Origin of the sequence: Acinetobacter sp. YH12068_T (assembly GCF_024606005.1) — a bacterium.
GTDB lineage: Bacteria > Pseudomonadota > Gammaproteobacteria > Pseudomonadales > Moraxellaceae > Acinetobacter > Acinetobacter amyesii.
Genome location: NZ_CP094555.1, coordinates 999,689 through 1,018,041, shown reverse-complemented (window position 1 = coordinate 1,018,041; position 18,353 = coordinate 999,689). Strand labels below are relative to the sequence as shown.

Sequence of the window (18,353 nt, the reverse complement as noted above, 5' to 3'; positions counted from 1 at the left end):
TTTTACTTCTGCGCCGTTTTACGTTTTTGCTTTTGAATGGTTTGATCTAAGCTACTAGAAAATTCGCGCTTATCACGTTCTGAAATCGGGGCTGGACCACCGGTTTGCACACCTGCGCCCCGTAAAGTATCCATAAAGTCGCGTAAGTGTAGACGTGCTTTGACATTTGCTGTGGTATAAATCTCACCCCGAGGATGTATCGCTATACCGCCCCGCTCAATCACTTCAGCAGCAAGTGGAATATCCTGTGTCATCACGATGTCGTGCTCTTTCATGCGCTGAATAATTTCTTTATCCGCTGCATCTGCCCCACTCATGACTTGAATCGAGTTAATCCGCACCGAAGGCGTTATCCCAACATTTTGATTGGCGACAAAAGTGACTTCTAACTGGTAACGATCAGAAGCCCGAATAATCACATCACGTAAAATGCGTGGTAACGCATCTGCATCCACCCATAATTTAAATGGCAGCACTGAATTTCCATTCACTTTTAAAACATGACTCATAGTAACAAATCTACATGACATTTTGGGGATCTGCATCCGCTGAATGGATCTACATTTCTCTAATCATGAGAATCGAAAAGCTGCAAAATGAGTCCAACTTGGGCTTATTTTCCAATGCTTTTACATTTAAATCCTACTGAAAACATTTTTTATGCATGATTTCATGATAAATATGGCGTCGGTGACTTGAAAATTTCAAATAACCCTCGATTTATTAATTATGAAACCAACCCAATATCAATTGTGCATATGAAAAAACAAAATAGCCCTGAAATTATCACTATTGAAGATCAAACTTTTGGTAGTCATGTTGAACATTGGAATTTGCTCACCGGCAACCCGACAACGGATGTACCAGTTTGGCTGGGTCAGGCATTGGATGCACCCATTATGCCGATGGGCTTATGCGCACAAGAATCTGATATGGATCAAAGTACCTGGCTGATTCAAGGTCCATCAAAAGCTTCGATTCAACTGTGCCAAGTGATTGCGGTAGAAAATAATAAACCTAAAGCCGTTAAAACTGCATTTCCAAGTTTTGATAGCCCATATAAAACCAAAGCCACCATTGAACGTATTATTACCTGTAAATCCAATACACAAGCTGTGCTTTGCCTCGACTTAGGCGCAAATACCAGTGTGTATGCTTTTGATAGTTTATATAGCGTCAATCATGACCAATATGAAAAAGATGCAACTTACAGTGTGCAACTCAATGCTTGGGCCTATGAACTCGAAGCTGTCGCAGAACATGAACAGCTTGTCGTTGACGATCCTGCATCGATTAAACATCATCGTGCTTTAAACGATATATTGGCAGCAAACAACGGTGTTGCCCCTGCAGACTTACACGAACAAATTAAAGCGTGGCAACCAAAGTCTGAAGATGACAAAGCACCAGTCACCGTCGATTTTTCTAAAATGGTTGCATACCTATATGGTGAAAACCTCGGACAAGAAGACGAAGCATGGTTCCAAGGGCATATTGTTGGCAAAACTGCCATGCAATTTAAAGAGCAAGACTATACGCTGTATGATGTGACCTTAATCCACGAAGAAAACCAAGAAGCGGTGATTGTTCGTGTTGCAACACGAAATCCGGAGCATAAAGATTTCAATGTTGGGCAATATATTCGTGGCAACTTGTGGATACAAGCCAATATTTACGCAAAATCTGCCTAATTTAAATTGAAAAAACCAATTTCACATAAAAAAGCCGCCTCAGTGCGGTTTTTTTATTTCTCGCTAATCATGTGTATTCGCTGAATATTTAAATGATTGATTATTTTTTATCCACAAGCCAGTCAATATATTCTATTTTTAAATTCAAATTAAAATAACTTATCCACAATATTAAATTCAAAATAATGCTGCTAAATAAATCCATCTGCAAAGGATAAAATATAAAAATCTAATATAAATAAATAAGATAGGAAATTTATGAAACTAAATTTATCAATTCAGTTGCTTATTTTTAAATAAACTAAATAGTTTAGTAAGTTTACGGCAGATAGTACTTTATTTAATCAAATAATTATGTTAAAAATGCGTTTAAGAAATAGTAATTAACGATAAATAGATCGGAAAGAATATCTATGAAAGTCGTGCAAGAAGAAAACTTATCGCAAGTTGACCATCACATGGAATCTCGATATCAAATCGAGCCAATGTCCTGCTTATTTTTTATGTTAGGTATGCTGATTTGTGCATACGTTTTACATACGTTTATTTTTTAATCTATTCAATAAAAAAACCGGCATTTGCCGGTTTTTTTATGTCTTTAGGATTATGCGTTGCGTTTTGCAAAGTCTTCCATAAAGTTAACCAGTGCTTGAACACCTTCTAGCGGAACAGCATTATAAATACTTGCACGCATACCACCCACTGAACGGTGACCAGCTAAATTCAGCAAGTGGTTTTCTTCAGCTTCTTTTAAGAATTGTTTTTCCAATTCTGGGTTCGCCAAAGTAAATGGTACGTTCATGATTGAACGGAATTCTTTTGCAATTGGGTTCGCATAGAAATCGCTTGAATCGATATAACCATAAAGCAATTCAGCTTTTGCCATATTCGCTTTATAAATTGCGTCTACACCACCCTGCTCAAGTAACCACTCAAAAACAAGGCCAGATAAGTACCATGCATAAGTTGATGGTGTATTCACCATTGAACCATTTTTCGCTTGAGCTGAATATTTCAAGATACTTGGAATATCTGCTTTCGCTTGATCCAATAAATCATCACGAATAATCACTAAAGTTAAACCAGCCGGACCGATATTTTTCTGAGCGCCTGCATAGATTAAACCGAACTTAGAGACGTCTAATGGTGCAGATAAAATGCTTGATGAAAAATCGGCAACCAATGGCTTGTCTGTTTCAGGAATGTTGGCAAACTGAAGACCTCCAATGGTTTCATTATCTGCATAATGCACATAAGCCGCATCATCAGATAAGTTCCAAGTGCTTTGATCAGTAATCGCAAGTTTACCGTCAATGGTGGTACCCGCTTCAACGACATTAATGTCGCCATAACGCTGTGCTTCTTTCAACGCTTTTTCAGACCAAATACCAGTGTGGATATAGTCTGCTTTGCTGTTTTTACCCAATAGGTTTAATGGGATCGCAGAGAATTGAAGTGATGCGCCACCTTGAAGGAATAACACTTTATAGTTGTCTGGAATATTCATCAGCTTACGAAGATCAGCTTCTGCTTTCTCTGCCACAGCAACATAGTCTTTACTACGGTGGCTCATTTCCATGATCGAAAGGCCTTTGCCTTGCCAGTCAAGCATTTCAGCTTGAGCTTTTTCTAAAACGGCAGTGGGTAATGCAGCAGGACCAGCACAGAAGTTGTACGCGCGCATGAGTTTTCCTTTCAAAGTGAAACACAATAAAATGATGGCATTTAACCATATCTGACGCGTGCTTGCAGTAGTTAAAGCTGAAAATATTCCAATGCTGTCTGACATTTGAAGTCAAAATTTCAATAAAGATCAAAATTAATTCTTCTTAATTCAAATTATTAGATTTACTGATATTTTTTATCCCTTGAATTGATGCTAATTTAAGGTCTTGATGTGCGAAAAATGATGTGCGCTGCAAAGATAAAATTTATTTACATATGTATATGAAACAATACAACAACTTAGTGAATTTACCCAACTTCATCACAATGACTATAATGAACCCATCCTAGCTGTGAGTGTGTTTTTATGCCGTTACCTCGAACAGATTATTCTATAAAAATTAAACATACATTTCGTTCAGGTTTACTGCTTGGCCTTGGTTGTTTCAGTGGCTTTTTTAGCCCCACCGTACTTGCGCAAAGTATCAGTTATAGCCAAGCAGAACAAAGTCTACTCACTAGTTCGTATAGTACTCAGGCCAACCAAGCGCTACAACAATCTGCCGAACTTCAAGCTCAGGCCATTAAAGGGCTTGGTTTACCTCGTGTGGATTTAAACGTCCGTGCCTATGCCTTTCATAATGAACTCGATATTCCTCTCGGTGCCCTAAAAAATAACTTAGAACAAACGCTGAGTAATGGCATTAATAATAAAATTGATGAAAGCTTACCGAGTGATTTGGCAGACCCATTAAAAGACAGTCTGCAACAGCCAATCCGTGATGGTGTCGGATTAATTCCAGATTCTTCCCAAGTGGTCTTAGATGATCAAGTGATCCGCCCTACCGTTTCCGTAATGATGCCGCTGTATACCGGTGGGTTAACGTCTAGCGCCAAGGAAATTGCCAATATCCAAGCCAAACGCAGCGCGATAAGCAGTGAACAACAACAAGATGTGCAACGTTTTGAATTAATCCAAGCCTACTTCAATGCTCAATTACAAAAAAAATTAGTCGAAAGCAGCCGCTTCAATTTAAATGCGATGCAACAACACTATACCAATGCACTCAAAATGGAACAACAGGGTTTCATTAGCAAAGGCCAGCGTATGCAATTTGAAGTGGCGAAGAATAATGCGCTCAGAACTTTTCAAAATACTGAAGCGAATTTTCGCTCTAGCTTATTTAAGTTAAACAACTTAATGCAAAGCAGCCAAATTACTGATCTTTCAACGCCATTATTTATCAATCAGCAACACAATCAAAATATAACCGCCTTGCTGAAAAGTTATCAGGATCAGTCTAGTTTGGTACGTAAAATGCAATTGGACAGTCAATTGGCCGGTGCCAATGTGAAAGCCCAAAGCGCAGCAAAAAAACCCAACGTCTTTGCCTTTGGTGAATATAGTCTTGACGATAAACAAAACTGGATCGTTGGTGTTGCCGCTCGCTACAACTTATTTTCAGGTGTTGAAAAAAACAAATCCATACAAGCCGCTGAACTTCAACGCTATGCTTCTGAGTTAATGACTGAACGTACCAAACAAGAAATTGAAAGTCTGATTTATAGCTCGTTTAATGAAGTCACCAGCGCTCAGCAAAGTCACCTGTTGTTACAGCAAAATCTAAAAGCCGCACAAGAAAATTTAAGAATCCAACAACTTTCATTTAAGGAAGATATGGGAACAGCCACACAAGTCATTGATGCACAAAATGCACTGAGTGGGCTACAAAGTGAAATGGCGCTCAATGCTTATAAATACGTGATGTCACTCGCAACACTGCTACAAAGTCACGGGAGCATTGACCAGTTCCAAAGCTATATCAATCAATCACACACCGACTATATTCGCTAAGTTTAGCCGAGGGGAAACAATATGAATCAGGAACCAACTGATCACCAAGAAGATGCCTCTGCGAATGCTGAAACATCCCAATCCAATGTCTCGAGTTCAAACGTTTCGTCTACAGCAAATACTGCTGAGGATACTCCAAAGAAAGTGAATACCAATACTGATGCAGAGACGAAAAAAAGCTCAGTGCAAAGTCGCAATAAATCTGCTTTGATCAAGCTCGTGATTGGCATTGTCTTAGTTCTGCTTTTGGCATTGATTGCATTTGGCTTATGGAAAAGTTATCAGCCCAAGCAGGTTGAATTACAAGGTCGAGTTGAGGCTGAAACCATCCACATTAGTACCAAAGTACCTAGTCGTATTGAAGAAATATATGTGCATGACGGTGAAAAAGTACAAGCAGGTCAAGCACTGGTTCGTTTAACCAGCCCCGAAGTCGATGCAAAGAAACAACAGGCTTTAGCTGCACTCCAATCTGCGCAAGCACTGCAATCCACAGCTGAACGTGGCTCTCAACAAGAAAATATTGATAGTTTATATGCCAATTGGCAAAGTCTAAAAGCACAGCAACAATTGGCGCAAACCACATACCAACGTGGTCAAAACCTCTATAAAGAAGGTGTGATTTCACGACAACGCCGTGATGAAATGCAAGCTGCCGCAGTGTCTGCTGCACAAATGACAGAAGCGTCTTATCAACAATATGCGCGTGCAAAACGTGGCAGTACACCGCAACAACAAAGCTCGGCAGATGCCCAAGTCAAGATTGCGCAAGCCGCGTTGGCTGAAGCCAATGCACTTGAGGCTGAAACCAAATTGTTTGCACCCTCCAATGGCACTATTTCAAAAATCTATGGCAAAGTTTCAGAATTAGTTGCAATGGGTGTGCCCGTTGTAAGCCTGATTCAAGATGATAGCTTATGGATTAGCTTAAATGTCCGTGAAGACCAGTATGCTCAAGTGTATCAACTCAAGACCATGCATGGATTTATACCCGCACTGAACAAATCTGCCGATTTTAAAATTGATCACATAGAAGCCGAAGGTGAATTTGCAACGATTAAAACCACGCGACAAACGGGCGGCTATGACATTCGTAGTTTTAAAATCCAACTGAAACCCGCTCAGCCGATTGCTGACTTAAAAGTGGGTATGAGCGTTTTGTTTAAAATTGAAGAGCGTAAATAATGTTTAGGGGCATTCTGCGTGAGTTTCGCTATTTGATGCAGCATAAATGGGACTTGTGTATGGTCACACTTGCCCCTGCCCTTGTGATTTTGCTCTTTACTAATATGTTTGCTCAAGGCAAACCAGATCATTTACCCATCGCGATCATAGACCAAGATCAAAGCAGTTTAAGCCATAACATTACTCATTTTGCGCAGCTCAACCATACTTTAAAAGTAGCCACCATTACACCTAGTATGGACGATGCTGAAAAGCTGATAAATCAAACCCACATTTGGGGCTATATTCATATTCCTGCTGGTGCAGAGCAACGACTGGTTCAAGCAAAAGATGCAGAAATCAGCATTGCCTATAACCAAAGCTATTTTAGTGTCGGCAATAGTATTTCATCAGCCATGTTACTGAGTACACTGCAAGCCATGGCCGATTTTAGTGGTCATCAGTATTTAGAAAATACTATTCCCTACCTTGATGCACCGACGCCCAATGTCAAAATTTCACCCTTATACAATCCGGGTTTAAATTACGAGTTCTATTTAGAGCCCTACATGATTCCTGCGATTCTACATTTACTACTGTGTTGCTGTGTCGCATTTTCGGTTGGTCAAGAAATCAAATATGGCACTGTAAATCAATGGGTGAAACCGACTTCTGTCTTTCAAGCTTTAATCGCTAAAAATCTCAGTTATGTTTTCATTTTTACCGCTTGGACATGGGCGTGGATGTTTTGGCTAATCGTGTTTCGAGGTTGGTTTGTTCAGGGTTCATTATTGCTAATTTTGCTCGGGCAATTGTTTTTTTATACAGCCTATGCCTTTATCAGCTCTACCGTAGTTTTAGCAACGCGTGATCTCACCAAGTCTTTTGGTTTTATTGCGGTATATGGTGGCTCATCACTGAGTTTTGCAGGGGTAACATTGCCGCTGAATAACGCACCGATGTTTACAAAGTTTTGGGCCAATATTATTCCCTATACGCCTTATGCCAAATTACAAACAGAACAATGGGTCATTGGTAGCCCAATCTCCATTTCAATCACACCGCTTGTCACCCTGATCATTTACTGTCTGTTCTATTTTGTTCTTGCCAGCTTCTTTCTACGTAAAGTACTAAAGGAGCAAGTCATATGAATGTAATCGCGTCATTTTTATCAAATTTGCTCAGACACTATATTCAAACCTTTAAAGATATTGTGAAGCACAGTTCGATTTTAACCACTTTAGTGCTTTCTGTTTTTCTTTACAGTTTTTTTTATCCTATTGCCTATCAAGCGGAACACGCAGAATCGCTCCCTATCATTGTGGTGGATGAGGAACAAAGCATACTCACCAATACGATTATTGGTGCTGTAGCCAATAGTCCCAATGTAGAAATTCAAGCTGTGACTGGTAATTTTGCTGAGGCTGAAAATATGCTCAGAAGTCAGCAAGCTGACGGGATTTTACTGTTGCCGAGTAATCTTTCAAATAGCATTCGCCGTGGTGAAACCGGTGGAATTGGTTTATATCTCAGTGCTGCAAACTTTCTAAAGACACAAAAAATTGGCTTAGGTTTAGCCAGTTCGATGGAAAATGCCCTCGTCGAATATGCAGAAAAATTCCAGAACATATCCGATTTTAGCCCCGCTTTGTCTATCCATAAGATTCCATTATTTAATCCACTTTCAGGCTATGGCAGCTATATTTTCCCAGCGGTTGCACCCTTAATTATTCATCAGACGATTTTATTGGGTCTGTGCATGCTGATTGCGACCTATCGACAAAACACCACATGGCGTCCAAGCTATACACAATTAGCTGGCATTTTCTTGTGTATTTTGACCATTGGAACTTTGGGGTGCTTCTATTTATTTGGTTTTACCTTTTGGCTGAATGATTATCCACGCGGTGGAAATTTTTGGGGCATGTTCATTGCTGTGCCCATCTTCCTCAGTTGTATTATTGCGATGACCCTCTATCTCGCAACTTTTCTTGACCTGCCAGAACGTGCAGGACATGTCATCGTTTTTAGTTCTATTCCGCTATTTCTACTCTCGGGAACGGCATGGCCACATGCAGCTATGCCTGAATGGATGCAAATACTTGCTCAAGCATTACCTTCGACTCAAGGCATTCAAATGTTTATTCAACTCAATCAGATGGGTGTACCTACAACAATCGTCATTCCTAAACTGCTTTACCTCACAAGTATTGGACTGATTTTTTTATGTCTTGCTGTCTGGCGTTTAAAGTTTGCCAAAAGATAAAACTGTTTGTGCTGTAAGACATGTCTGGTCTCAAGCGAAATGCGTTCAAACCTATTCATCATGGACTCGAACGCTTTGCTTCTAATCATGTCTCAAATTTAAATTCTTGCTGTCATCTATTAGCTGTATGCAGTTGGCGTGACAGTCGATGCTTCATCCACTTGAATATCAAAATCATCTACATCTGAGGTGATCTCAGTAACCAAATCATCTGACTCTTTTTCTGCAGCGTTTTCAAGCCAGAATCCTTTCACTTTATCGTCCCCATCATGACCTGCAAAGACCACACTCATATATAGTTTTTTTTGCGGATAATCATATTTATACACAATCGTTGTGGTCTCCCCTTCTCCCAGCCGAGTATTTGCCATTCGCTGAATCACTTCCGCCTCAGCGCTAGGTTGACCTGCTGGAATCAGCTTTTTCATACGCGAGAACAGCTCCGGATCTGCCAGCATCGCATCACGAACATTTTCTTCAACCAATGCCAAAAAGCTATCTTGATGGGGTTGGTGTAGTGCTGCGAATAATTTTTCTGACTTGATACGCTGTGAGCTTGTCTCACTTGGTAGGCTTGATTCGAATTTTGCAATCAAGAAATCGCCGATTTTTTCACAAGCCGTTATAGGTAAGATTAAAGCAATGATGACGACTAATTTTTTCAACACCGTACAAGCCCTCTGGTTATTATTAAAATATATAAAGTTAAAATTTATTTCGGATAATCTGTGTGATTTATAGAATTTTCACTGATTTATCTGCCTCACAAGTATAAAGCAAACTTCTATATAAAAATGAAAAATACAGGCTCACATTTAGTTTTTCGATCTTTCTAGGTAAATCAGAGATTTTGTGAAGTGTTTATTAATAACTCAATTTTATTCGTTTTATAAATTAAATTTAACAATCGAATCGCTTATACAACTAAAAATGATAATTTATCGATCAAACAGTTTGGTTTTGATCAAAATCGTTGGCTGTATTCTCATATAAACTGCAAAATATTGTCGTATTTATCTCCCAAATTATTCAGAACTTTTTGTCATGGCGGACTCAATCTGTCTGCAACATTTGTTCGTGGATGACTGTGGGCTTTTTTCTCCCAAATCTGACATAAGAGCTGATGTATGAAAAAGATTAAGGTGAGCCTTGCCTGGCAAATCGTGATTGCTCTCATTCTAGGTATATTTGTTGGTGCTTTCCTACACTATTCTCCTGAATATCGTGATGCTTTAGTTAATAACTTTTTGACGCCTTTGGGTTCAATTTTTATTAACCTCATTAAGATGATCGTTATTCCGCTTGTTGTGTCGATGCTTATTTTAGGTATTGCCAATACAAGTCACGGTAGTAACTTAGGTAAACTTGGTTTCAAAACAATTATTTATTTTGAAATCATTACCACCGTTGCTATTTTAGTCGGTTTAGTTGCAGCCAACGTATTCCAACCTGGTGCCGGCATTGATATGTCTGCATTGACGCAAGTCGATATTTCAAAGTATCAAGAAACAACACATGAAGTCAGTGAACATTCTCATGGTTTGATTCAAACAATACTTTCACTTATTCCATCTAACTTTTTTGCAGCTTTGACGAGTGGTCAAATGCTCCCAATCATCTTTTTCTCTGTGATGTTTGGTGTAGGTTTAGGTGCGCTTGATCAAGAAGTAAAACAACCTTTAATTAAAGTGTTGACCGCTGTTTCTGAAACGATGTTTAAAGTTACTCACATGATCATGATGTTTGCACCTATTGGTGTATTCGGCTTGATTGCAGCGACTGTTGCGAATTTCGGCTTCAGCTCTCTTGTGCCACTGCTTAAGCTCGCAGTTTTAGTTTATGGTGCAATATTCTTCTTTATTTTCATTGCATTAGGTTCAGTTGCTAAATTCTGTGGCTTCAGTGTTTGGGCCATTATCAAGATCTTAAAAGATGAATTGATTCTCGCATATTCAACTGCAAGTTCTGAAACCGTCCTCCCCCGTATTATGGAAAAAATGGAAGCTTACGGTGCTCCGAAACCGATTACCAGTTTCGTGATTCCAATTGGCTATTCATTTAACCTCGATGGTTCGACCCTATATCAAAGTATTGCAGCTATCTTTATTGCTCAGCTTTACGGGATTGATCTGACAATCACCCAACAAGTGATTCTAGTACTGACCTTGATGATTACCTCTAAAGGGATTGCAGGTGTACCTGGCGTTTCTTTCGTGGTCTTGCTGGCGACTCTCGGTAGTGTCGGTATTCCACTTGAAGGTCTGGCATTCATTGCAGGTATTGACCGTATTTTAGATATGGCACGTACTGTACTGAATGTGATTGGTAACGCGCTTGCGGTACTGGTGATCAGTAAATGGGAAGGCCAATTTGATACTGAAAAACAAAAAAATTATGCCTCTCATCTAAAAGATGCCGCTTAATTTGATGACATAAAAAAGGACGCTTAGGCGTCCTTTTTTACAGCTTTGTTTTATTTTTACCTAATTTTATTTATTTTTTTCGCCAAAAACTGAAATATTAAAATCTCGAATTTTGTTACTTCCTGCGGGTTTATCAAAACTTACATCATACTGTACAAGGTTTTTATTGGTATAACCGTACTCATAAGTAACTGTATATAAAGACGGCTTTTCAGTCGATTTTTCAATGTGCTTAGCCACTATATTTTTACGTGAGTAATCTTGTTTCGGAATACCTCGTGCAAATTTACGCAGCTCTTTTTCATTCTGTTCAAACTTCGCTTTGAGTTCTGGTTCAAAGTAAGTGTACAGCTTATCAAAATTGCCTTCACGTAATTGATCATAGGCAGCTTGGGCTACTTCAGTCTGTTCAACACTTGGGTCTGGTATTGCATTTAATGCTTTTTGGCCAATTTGGTCACAACCTGACAACGCTATGACACAACCTAGTAACAAAAAATTTGCCTTCATAACCACACTTATTCCTAATTTAAGCTTTTGAGTATATATAAAACTTCAAAGTTGATATTAAAATTAAGATATCTCTTTAACTTTTCTCTTTCCAACTTGTTGACAGTACATTAAATTAAACTCTGTTCACTTACGCAAGGTAAATGAGCTTCACTTTTAATGTATTTAAATAAAGTACCACTGAAAATTCTAAGGGTTTATTTAAGTACCAACTTTAGATGACTACCGATAATTTTAGCCAAAGGATCATCTTGTTTAAATAATACGGTGTAAAATACAGTTTGCTGCTCGTATTCATACTTAAGCTTTGCTTCAATTAGTTCACCATGCACACTATTTTTAATACTTTTATATTCCAACATTTTATAATCTAAAACTTTTTCAAAATATGGAATATATGAAGATATTTCTGGTAATAATGTTGGATCTTCTAACAAAGCGTGATAAAACTTCTCATCTGTTATTTTCTGGATTTGATCTAAATCTTTATCACGTATAGCAACATACAATTGCTCAATGTGTTTAAGTTGCAAAGGTGTCAGCTTATAAGGAATAGATGATTCTTTTTTTATACCTTCATTAAACTCTACAGACGTCGGCTCACTACATCCCATTAATGCAAAACAAATGACTATTCCTTTGGTTCTAATTAATTTTTTGAAATACATTTAAGTCACTATTCTTGTTTATATAAATTTTTGTTAATACTATTCATCTATCAAAAAGGACGCCGTAGCGCCCTCTTTTTTAAATCTTCAATTAGTCTTCTTCAGGCTCATTGAAATCTGATTCATTGTCATTTTGATCAATAATCGTTGAGTCATCTACAAGTTGCTCAGTTTCGATTGCTTCCACTTCTTCAAAAGTTTCGTCTTCTTCAACTGCTTCGATCGCCACAACACCGACTAAGATTTCGCTTTCACCTAAACGGATCAAACGAACACCTTGAGCATTACGACCTGTTTGTGCCACTTCAGACGCACGTGTACGAACCAACGTACCACCATCTGAAATTAACATAAGCTCTTTAGACGCATCAATCGCTACCGCACCAACAAGTTCACCGTTACGTTCAGATGTTTTGATTGCAATAACACCTTTACCGCCACGTTTCTTGGTTGGGAAGTCATCTACTGGTGTACGTTTACCATAACCATTAGCTGAAGCACAAAGTACTTCACCGGTTTCCGGAACAACCACCAATGACACTATACGGCTAATGAGAGCTGAATCAGAGGTATCTTCATCATCAGACTCTACATCCGCATCCTCAGCGTCTTCAGCTTGAGCTGCTGCACCAATGGTCACGCGCATACCACGAACACCTTTGGCAGAACGACCCATTGAACGCACGTCAGTTTCTGCAAAACGAATGGCTTTACCTTCGTTTGAGAACAACATGATTTGTTGTTCGCCGTCGGTAATGGCAACACCGATTAAGGTGTCATCACCATTGAGTTCAATCGCGCGTAGACCGTTTGAACGAACATTCGAGAATTGTTCTAGTTCAACACGTTTAATCGTGCCGTATTCAGTCGCCATGAATACATAGAAGTTTTTACGAACCGCTTCAGCTTGTTGTGCGAAGTCATTGATAATTTCATCATCAAGATCAGTCGTAGATAACTCTAGACCCAATTGTTTCAACTGAATACGAAGTGCGTCAGATAAATCATCTGCACCGTCTTCAGTCTCAGCAAGTGCAGCTTCTAAACCAGTAAAATGACTATTAATCACTTCATTGGTTTGTAGCTGTGCACTATTGGCTTTTACAAATGCTTTAAAGTCAGCCAAGCGTTCTTTAAATTTCTTCGGCGCATCAACCACAGGTAAAATAGCGGTGATGGTTTCGTTTTCATCTAATGGCAATAAGTTCACCATCGGACGACCTTTCGCACCACGAGATGCTTGAGGTACTTCATACACTTTCAAACGATAAACTTTACCCACATTGGTAAAGCAAAGCACTGTTGCGTGGTTTGAAGTCACGATCAAATGCTGGATGTAGTCGTCTTCTTTCATTGAAGTTGCAGACTTACCACGTCCACCACGACGCTGTGCAGCGTAGTCTGACAATGGTTGAGTTTTTGCATAGCCTGATTTAGAAACAGTTAGTACCATTTGCTCTTCAGGGATTAAATCTTCACGAGAGAAGTCGATACGTGATTCCACGATATCGGTACGACGTGCATCGCCATATTGTTGAAGGATTAAAGCCAATTCTTCTTTAATCACGTTCATCAATAAGTTGAAATCGTTCAAAATTGCCGTGTATTCAGCAATTTGACCAAGAATTTCTGTATATTCAGCTTGTAACTTGTCTTGTTCTAGACCGGTTAAGCGATGTAAACGAAGTTCTAAGATCGCACCCACTTGGGTTGGAGACAGACGATAAATATCACCTGTTAAACCAAATGGGCGTGCTGGATCTTCGCCTTCAATTTCATCTGGACGGACAGATACCGCGCCTGCTTTTTCAAGTAATGCAACAACACCACCGCCTGCCCACTCGCCCGCTTGTAAACGTTCGCGTGCTTCGCTTGGGTTTGCAGATGTTTTGATAGTTTCAATGATCGCATCGATGTTTGCAAGTGCAACCGTCAAACCTTCTAAGATATGTCCACGTTCACGTGCTTTACGCAATTCGAACATGGTACGGCGTGTAACCACTTCCTGACGGTGACGGATAAACGCTGCAATAATATCTTTCAAGTTCATTAACTTAGGCTGACCATTATCGAGGCAGACCATGTTAATACTGAATGAATTTTCTAATTGGGTATTTTGGAATAAGTTATTTACAATCACTTCAGCGTTTTCACCACGCTTCAAGTCAATTGCAATACGCATCCCTTCTTTATCTGATTCATCACGAAGTTCAGAAATACCTTCAAGTTTTTTCTCTTTAACCAACTCAGCAATACGTTCAATGGTTTTTGCTTTGTTAACTTGATAAGGAATTTCAGTGAAGACAATCGTGCTTCGGCCCGACTTTTGGTCTTCTTCAATGTGATATTTACCACGGATATGCAAACGACCTTTACCAGTACGGTACGCATCGACAATGCCTGATTTACCATAAATGATACCGCCTGTAGGGAAGTCTGGACCAGAAATATGTTCCATTAACCCTTCAATGCTGATGTGCGGATCGTTGGCATAAGCAAGACATGCATTAATGACTTCTGTCATGTTATGCGGAGCCATGTTCGTTGCCATACCTACAGCAATACCAGCTACACCGTTAATCAACAAGTTAGGCACACGTGTTGGCATGACTTGTGGAATACGTTCAGAACCGTCGTAGTTATCTTCCCACTCTACGGTATCTTTTTCAAGATCCGCTAAAAGTTCGTGGGTTAATTTACGCATACGAACTTCGGTATAACGCATTGCTGCTGCACTGTCACCATCGACAGAACCGAAGTTACCCTGACCATCAACCAATTGATAGCGTAAGCTGAAATCTTGAGCCATACGAACAATGGTTTCGTATACAGCTAAGTCACCATGTGGGTGATATTTACCGATGACGTCACCGACTACACGGGCAGACTTTTTGTAAGCTTTGTTGTAGTCATTGCCCAATTCGTGCATTGCAAAAAGCACACGACGGTGAACAGGTTTGAGACCATCTCGGACATCTGGCAACGCACGTGACACAATCACGCTCATTGCATAATCGAGATATGAGCTCTTCAGTTCATCCTCAATGGCAATCGGTCTAATTTCCGATACGCTCATGCATACTCCTTGTTATACAAGCAGAATTCTGCCCGCATTTATATATCGTAAATCTGTAAAAATTAGTTCAAAAAACACTGAACCAATATCAAAAATCAAGTCGGACAGTATAGCATAAAATCCCTGATTTTTGTGCCAATCATCCTGCACTAGAACCATGATTTTTTGTATTTATTTTAAGCATTTTGATTTTATTTGCTGTGAAAAAAACCTCTACGAATAAAGGTTATTTATTGTTCAAAAAAATTCTTTTTGAAGCTTCAAATTTAGACCCATAAATGTGATAAAAATCACTCTTTATGATATTGCATGACCTCTAATTCTTGAGGTAAATGATCCTGCTGCATCCATGGGTGTGCTGTTAGAAACAAACCTAAAATAAGCGGAAATTCATAAACTTCTTCGATGAAATCTTTATAAGCTAAATCGTACAAAAATAAAAAACTAAGACTTCGACTATGCTCAACTGCATCAGAAATAAATAAGCCCAATATCACCAAGCCCAATGGCCAAATTGGTAAAGCCAAGGTTTTTAAGTTACGTGCGATTTCTTGGCGTAAATAAGGCGAAAACAGCATAAAGACGACAGGTGCAATCATGAATACCGAAATTAAACGAAAATACGGTTTAGGCACATCAGGAAAATAGTCACGCCCCCAGCTAATGCTACGACCAAATAGCAACAACCACCATGCGACAACCCACAACCAAAATTGTTTCTTTCCATCTTGCATTTCAAGTGGTCGAATATAGAAAAAAGTAAAAATCGCAAAAAACAGCAATAACAATGCTTGGACCGATTCAACTGCTGTAACAGTCATTCCATCAAATAAAGGAAAAGAGATACTTTGTAAAACAGGAAAAAGTAAACAACAGATCATCAGCACCAATACACTGATTGGTAACTGAAAATCAAATTTCAAAGGGAGACTCCGCCTAAAGGCAAGTTCAATAAAAAAGCAATGTTAACACAAAATATACAATCCTTTAAGCTTTCTTTAAGTTTAAGATTCAAACTTGAAGGATAAATTTTTATTATTTTATTTTAAATCTTTGTATTTTTTATAATTTATTAATCTCCATCCTATTACCAAGCGATTGCGCCTGCTTACTTACCATTTAAGTTTCAACATACGTTTAGCTTATGCTACAGTCGTATCTAAGACTGATAATAAGAAAATACCTCGGATGAATTTTGAAGTACTAAATTAAGAATCCCTCATCCCATTAAGCATGATCAAGAATATCTACAACGGCATTCATTCCACACAAAAAAAACGCCCCTAAACCATAAGCTTAGGAGCGTTTTGAACTGCGTTCAGAAATTAGATTTTAGATACTAATTCTGGAACTACAGTGTTCAAGTCACCCACTAACCAGTAGTCAGCTACTGAGTTAATTGGCGCTTCTTCGTCTTTGTTGATCGCAACGATCACTTTAGATTCCTTCATACCTGCCAAGTGCTGAATCGCACCTGAGATACCTACAGCGATGTATAGTTCAGGCGCAACGATTTTACCTGTTTGACCCACTTGCATATCGTTTGGTACGAAACCAGCATCAACAGCTGCACGAGATGCGCCTTGCGCAGCACCAAGCTTGTCCGCTAATGGATCAAGAACAGTGTGATAGTTTTCACCTGAACCAACACCACGACCGCCTGAAACAACAATACGCGCAGCTGTTAATTCTGGACGTTCAGATTTCACGATTTCTTCAGAAACGAACTTAGAAATACCAGCATCACCAGTAGATGCAACAGCTTCAACTGCAGCAGAGCCGCCTTCGCTTGCGACAGCATCAAATGCAGTACCACGAACAGTCGCAACTACAACAGACTCGCCAGACTCTACAGTTGCAATCGCGTTGCCTGCATAGATTGGACGTTTGAAAGTTTTAGGACCTTCAACAGCAATGATGTCAGTGATCATGCTTACGTCAAGTAGCGCAGCAGCACGTGGAAGTACGTTTTTGCCCGTTGTCGTAGAAGCAGCAAGGATGTGAGTGTAACCCGCACCGATAGAAGCAACTAATTTAGCAACGTTTTCAGCCAATTGATTAGCATAAGCAGCATCGTCAGCAAGTAATACTTTGCTTACACCCGCAACTTTAGCTGCTTGGTCTGCAACTGCTTGAGCGCCTGAACCAGCTACTAATACAGTGATATCACCACCGATTTTTTGCGCTGCAGCAACAACGTTAAGAGTTGCACCATTTAGTGCTTTGTTGTCGTGCTCAGCGATAACTAAAATACTCATGATTTTTTATCCTTCTGTATTAGATCACTTTCGCTTCGTTTTTCAATTTATCTACAAGCTCGTCTACAGACTTCACTTGTACGCCCGCTTTACGTTCTGCAGGAGCTTCAACTTTAACAGTTTTAAGCTTAGTTGCAGGTGAAACGCCATAATCAGCAGGTGACTTAGTATCAAGCGGTTTTTTACGCGCTTTCATGATGTTTGGAAGAGCAGCATAACGTGGCTCATTCAAACGCAAGTCAGTGGTGATAATTGCAGGAAGTGCAAGTTCAACAGTTTGTAAACCACCGTCGATTTCACGAGTCACTTGTACTTTGTCGCCTTCAACTTTAACTTCTGAAGCGAAAGTACCTTGGCCAGCACCTAAAAGCGCGCCAAGCATCTGACCAACTTGGTTAGAGTCGTCATCAATTGCTTGTTTACCAAGAAGGATCAATTGAGGTTGTTCAGCGTCTACAACACCTTTTAGGATTTTTGCAACTTCAAGTGCACCTAACTGGCTGTCGTCAGCTTCAACAAGGATACCGCGGTCTGCACCAAGCGCCATAGAAGAACGGATTTGTTCTTGAGCTTCTTTAGGACCAATAGAAACAACAACGATTTCTGAAACAGTTCCTTTTTCTTTTAAACGAACCGCTTCTTCCACTGCGATTTCACAGAATGGGTTAATTGACATTTTAACGTTCGTTAAGTCAACACCACTGTTGTCCGGCTTAACGCGAACTTTAACGTTGGCATCAACCACACGTTTTACAGCAACAAGAGCCTTCATGTAAT

Annotated in this window: 15 protein-coding genes; 6 read left to right on the top strand and 9 right to left on the bottom strand. The window is 39.5% G+C overall.

The annotated features are described in order from the left end of the window. Positions 1–2: 2 nt before the first annotated feature. Entirely contained in the window at positions 3–509 is a 507-nt protein-coding gene (locus tag MST18_RS04990; RefSeq protein WP_180132912.1) for a YaiI/YqxD family protein, read from the bottom strand. A 249-nt stretch (positions 510–758) separates the two neighbouring features. On the opposite strand from MST18_RS04990, the gene MST18_RS04985 reads away from it, so the two are divergent. Further along, a complete protein-coding gene (locus MST18_RS04985) occupies positions 759–1,691 on the top strand; it encodes a hypothetical protein (protein ID WP_180132913.1) in 933 nt (310 codons plus the stop codon). Positions 1,692–2,295: 604 nt separating this feature from the next. Here MST18_RS04985 and serC read toward each other — a convergent pair. Next, positions 2,296–3,375: a 3-phosphoserine/phosphohydroxythreonine transaminase gene (serC, locus tag MST18_RS04980; RefSeq protein WP_180132914.1), complete on the bottom strand. Its 1,080-nt coding sequence runs from the start codon at positions 3,373–3,375 to the stop codon at positions 2,296–2,298. A 348-nt stretch (positions 3,376–3,723) separates the two neighbouring features. Here serC and MST18_RS04975 point away from each other — a divergent pair, with 348 nt between their 5' ends. From MST18_RS04975 to MST18_RS04960, 4 genes are read left to right on the top strand one after another with little or no spacing between them, the layout of a single operon-like run. Beyond that, complete coding sequence (locus tag MST18_RS04975) at positions 3,724–5,211, top strand: TolC family protein (RefSeq protein ID WP_180132915.1); 1,488 nt, start codon at positions 3,724–3,726, stop codon at positions 5,209–5,211. Between the two features lie 21 nt (positions 5,212–5,232). Further along, positions 5,233–6,396 carry an HlyD family secretion protein gene (locus MST18_RS04970; RefSeq protein WP_180132916.1) on the top strand — a complete coding sequence of 388 codons (1,164 nt, stop codon included), beginning with the start codon at positions 5,233–5,235 and terminating at the stop codon, positions 6,394–6,396. Next, positions 6,396–7,526 (top strand): ABC transporter permease, encoded by a 1,131-nt coding sequence (locus MST18_RS04965; protein WP_180132917.1) that lies wholly within the window; start codon positions 6,396–6,398, stop codon positions 7,524–7,526. The genes MST18_RS04970 and MST18_RS04965 overlap by 1 nt, the downstream gene beginning before the upstream one ends. Continuing rightward, the gene (locus MST18_RS04960; RefSeq protein WP_180132918.1) at positions 7,523–8,641 is read left to right on the top strand and encodes an ABC transporter permease; all 1,119 of its coding nucleotides are present in this window, start codon (positions 7,523–7,525) and stop codon (positions 8,639–8,641) included. Before MST18_RS04965 ends, MST18_RS04960 begins: the two co-directional genes overlap by 4 nt. A 119-nt stretch (positions 8,642–8,760) precedes the next feature. Here the strand turns inward: MST18_RS04960 and MST18_RS04955 are convergent, their stop codons facing one another. After that, positions 8,761–9,309, bottom strand: coding sequence for a hypothetical protein (locus tag MST18_RS04955; RefSeq protein WP_180102921.1), 549 nt, complete (start codon positions 9,307–9,309; stop codon positions 8,761–8,763). Positions 9,310–9,768: 459 nt separating this feature from the next. Between MST18_RS04955 and gltP the strand changes: the two genes are divergently transcribed. Next, entirely contained in the window at positions 9,769–11,064 is a 1,296-nt protein-coding gene (gene gltP, locus MST18_RS04950) for a glutamate/aspartate:proton symporter GltP (protein ID WP_180132919.1), read from the top strand. A gap of 66 nt (positions 11,065–11,130) precedes the next feature. Here the strand turns inward: gltP and MST18_RS04945 are convergent, their stop codons facing one another. The 6 genes from MST18_RS04945 to MST18_RS04920 all read right to left on the bottom strand — a co-directional run bounded on the left by MST18_RS04945 (position 11,131) and on the right by MST18_RS04920 (position 18,348). Further along, positions 11,131–11,574, bottom strand: a complete 444-nt coding sequence (locus MST18_RS04945; protein ID WP_111883927.1) for a DUF3887 domain-containing protein — start codon at positions 11,572–11,574, stop codon at positions 11,131–11,133. A 197-nt stretch (positions 11,575–11,771) separates the two neighbouring features. After that, the gene (locus MST18_RS04940; protein ID WP_180132920.1) at positions 11,772–12,242 is read right to left on the bottom strand and encodes a hypothetical protein; all 471 of its coding nucleotides are present in this window, start codon (positions 12,240–12,242) and stop codon (positions 11,772–11,774) included. 91 nt (positions 12,243–12,333) lie between these two features. Then, positions 12,334–15,318 carry a DNA gyrase subunit A gene (gene gyrA / locus MST18_RS04935; RefSeq protein WP_180132921.1) on the bottom strand — a complete coding sequence of 995 codons (2,985 nt, stop codon included), beginning with the start codon at positions 15,316–15,318 and terminating at the stop codon, positions 12,334–12,336. Positions 15,319–15,608: 290 nt separating this feature from the next. Next, entirely contained in the window at positions 15,609–16,241 is a 633-nt protein-coding gene (locus MST18_RS04930; RefSeq protein ID WP_180132922.1) for a hypothetical protein, read from the bottom strand. A gap of 402 nt (positions 16,242–16,643) precedes the next feature. Next, complete coding sequence (locus MST18_RS04925; protein WP_180132923.1) at positions 16,644–17,576, bottom strand: FAD-binding protein; 933 nt, start codon at positions 17,574–17,576, stop codon at positions 16,644–16,646. Positions 17,577–17,595: 19 nt separating this feature from the next. Continuing rightward, positions 17,596–18,348: an electron transfer flavoprotein subunit beta/FixA family protein gene (locus MST18_RS04920; protein WP_078192067.1), complete on the bottom strand. Its 753-nt coding sequence runs from the start codon at positions 18,346–18,348 to the stop codon at positions 17,596–17,598. Positions 18,349–18,353 lie beyond the last annotated feature (5 nt).

Coding starts and splice junctions, on each gene's coding strand:
- gyrA (WP_180132921.1), bottom strand. CDS start 15,318: ATGAGCGTATCGGAAATTAGACCGATTGCCATTGAGGATGAACTGAAG.
- MST18_RS04920 (WP_078192067.1), bottom strand. CDS start 18,348: ATGAAGGCTCTTGTTGCTGTAAAACGTGTGGTTGATGCCAACGTTAAA.
- MST18_RS04960 (WP_180132918.1), top strand. CDS start 7,523: ATGAATGTAATCGCGTCATTTTTATCAAATTTGCTCAGACACTATATT.
- MST18_RS04990 (WP_180132912.1), bottom strand. CDS start 509: ATGAGTCATGTTTTAAAAGTGAATGGAAATTCAGTGCTGCCATTTAAA.
- MST18_RS04945 (WP_111883927.1), bottom strand. CDS start 11,574: ATGAAGGCAAATTTTTTGTTACTAGGTTGTGTCATAGCGTTGTCAGGT.
- MST18_RS04985 (WP_180132913.1), top strand. CDS start 759: ATGAAAAAACAAAATAGCCCTGAAATTATCACTATTGAAGATCAAACT.
- MST18_RS04975 (WP_180132915.1), top strand. CDS start 3,724: ATGCCGTTACCTCGAACAGATTATTCTATAAAAATTAAACATACATTT.
- gltP (WP_180132919.1), top strand. CDS start 9,769: ATGAAAAAGATTAAGGTGAGCCTTGCCTGGCAAATCGTGATTGCTCTC.
- MST18_RS04965 (WP_180132917.1), top strand. CDS start 6,396: ATGTTTAGGGGCATTCTGCGTGAGTTTCGCTATTTGATGCAGCATAAA.
- MST18_RS04970 (WP_180132916.1), top strand. CDS start 5,233: ATGAATCAGGAACCAACTGATCACCAAGAAGATGCCTCTGCGAATGCT.
- MST18_RS04940 (WP_180132920.1), bottom strand. CDS start 12,242: ATGTATTTCAAAAAATTAATTAGAACCAAAGGAATAGTCATTTGTTTT.
- serC (WP_180132914.1), bottom strand. CDS start 3,375: ATGCGCGCGTACAACTTCTGTGCTGGTCCTGCTGCATTACCCACTGCC.
- MST18_RS04925 (WP_180132923.1), bottom strand. CDS start 17,576: ATGAGTATTTTAGTTATCGCTGAGCACGACAACAAAGCACTAAATGGT.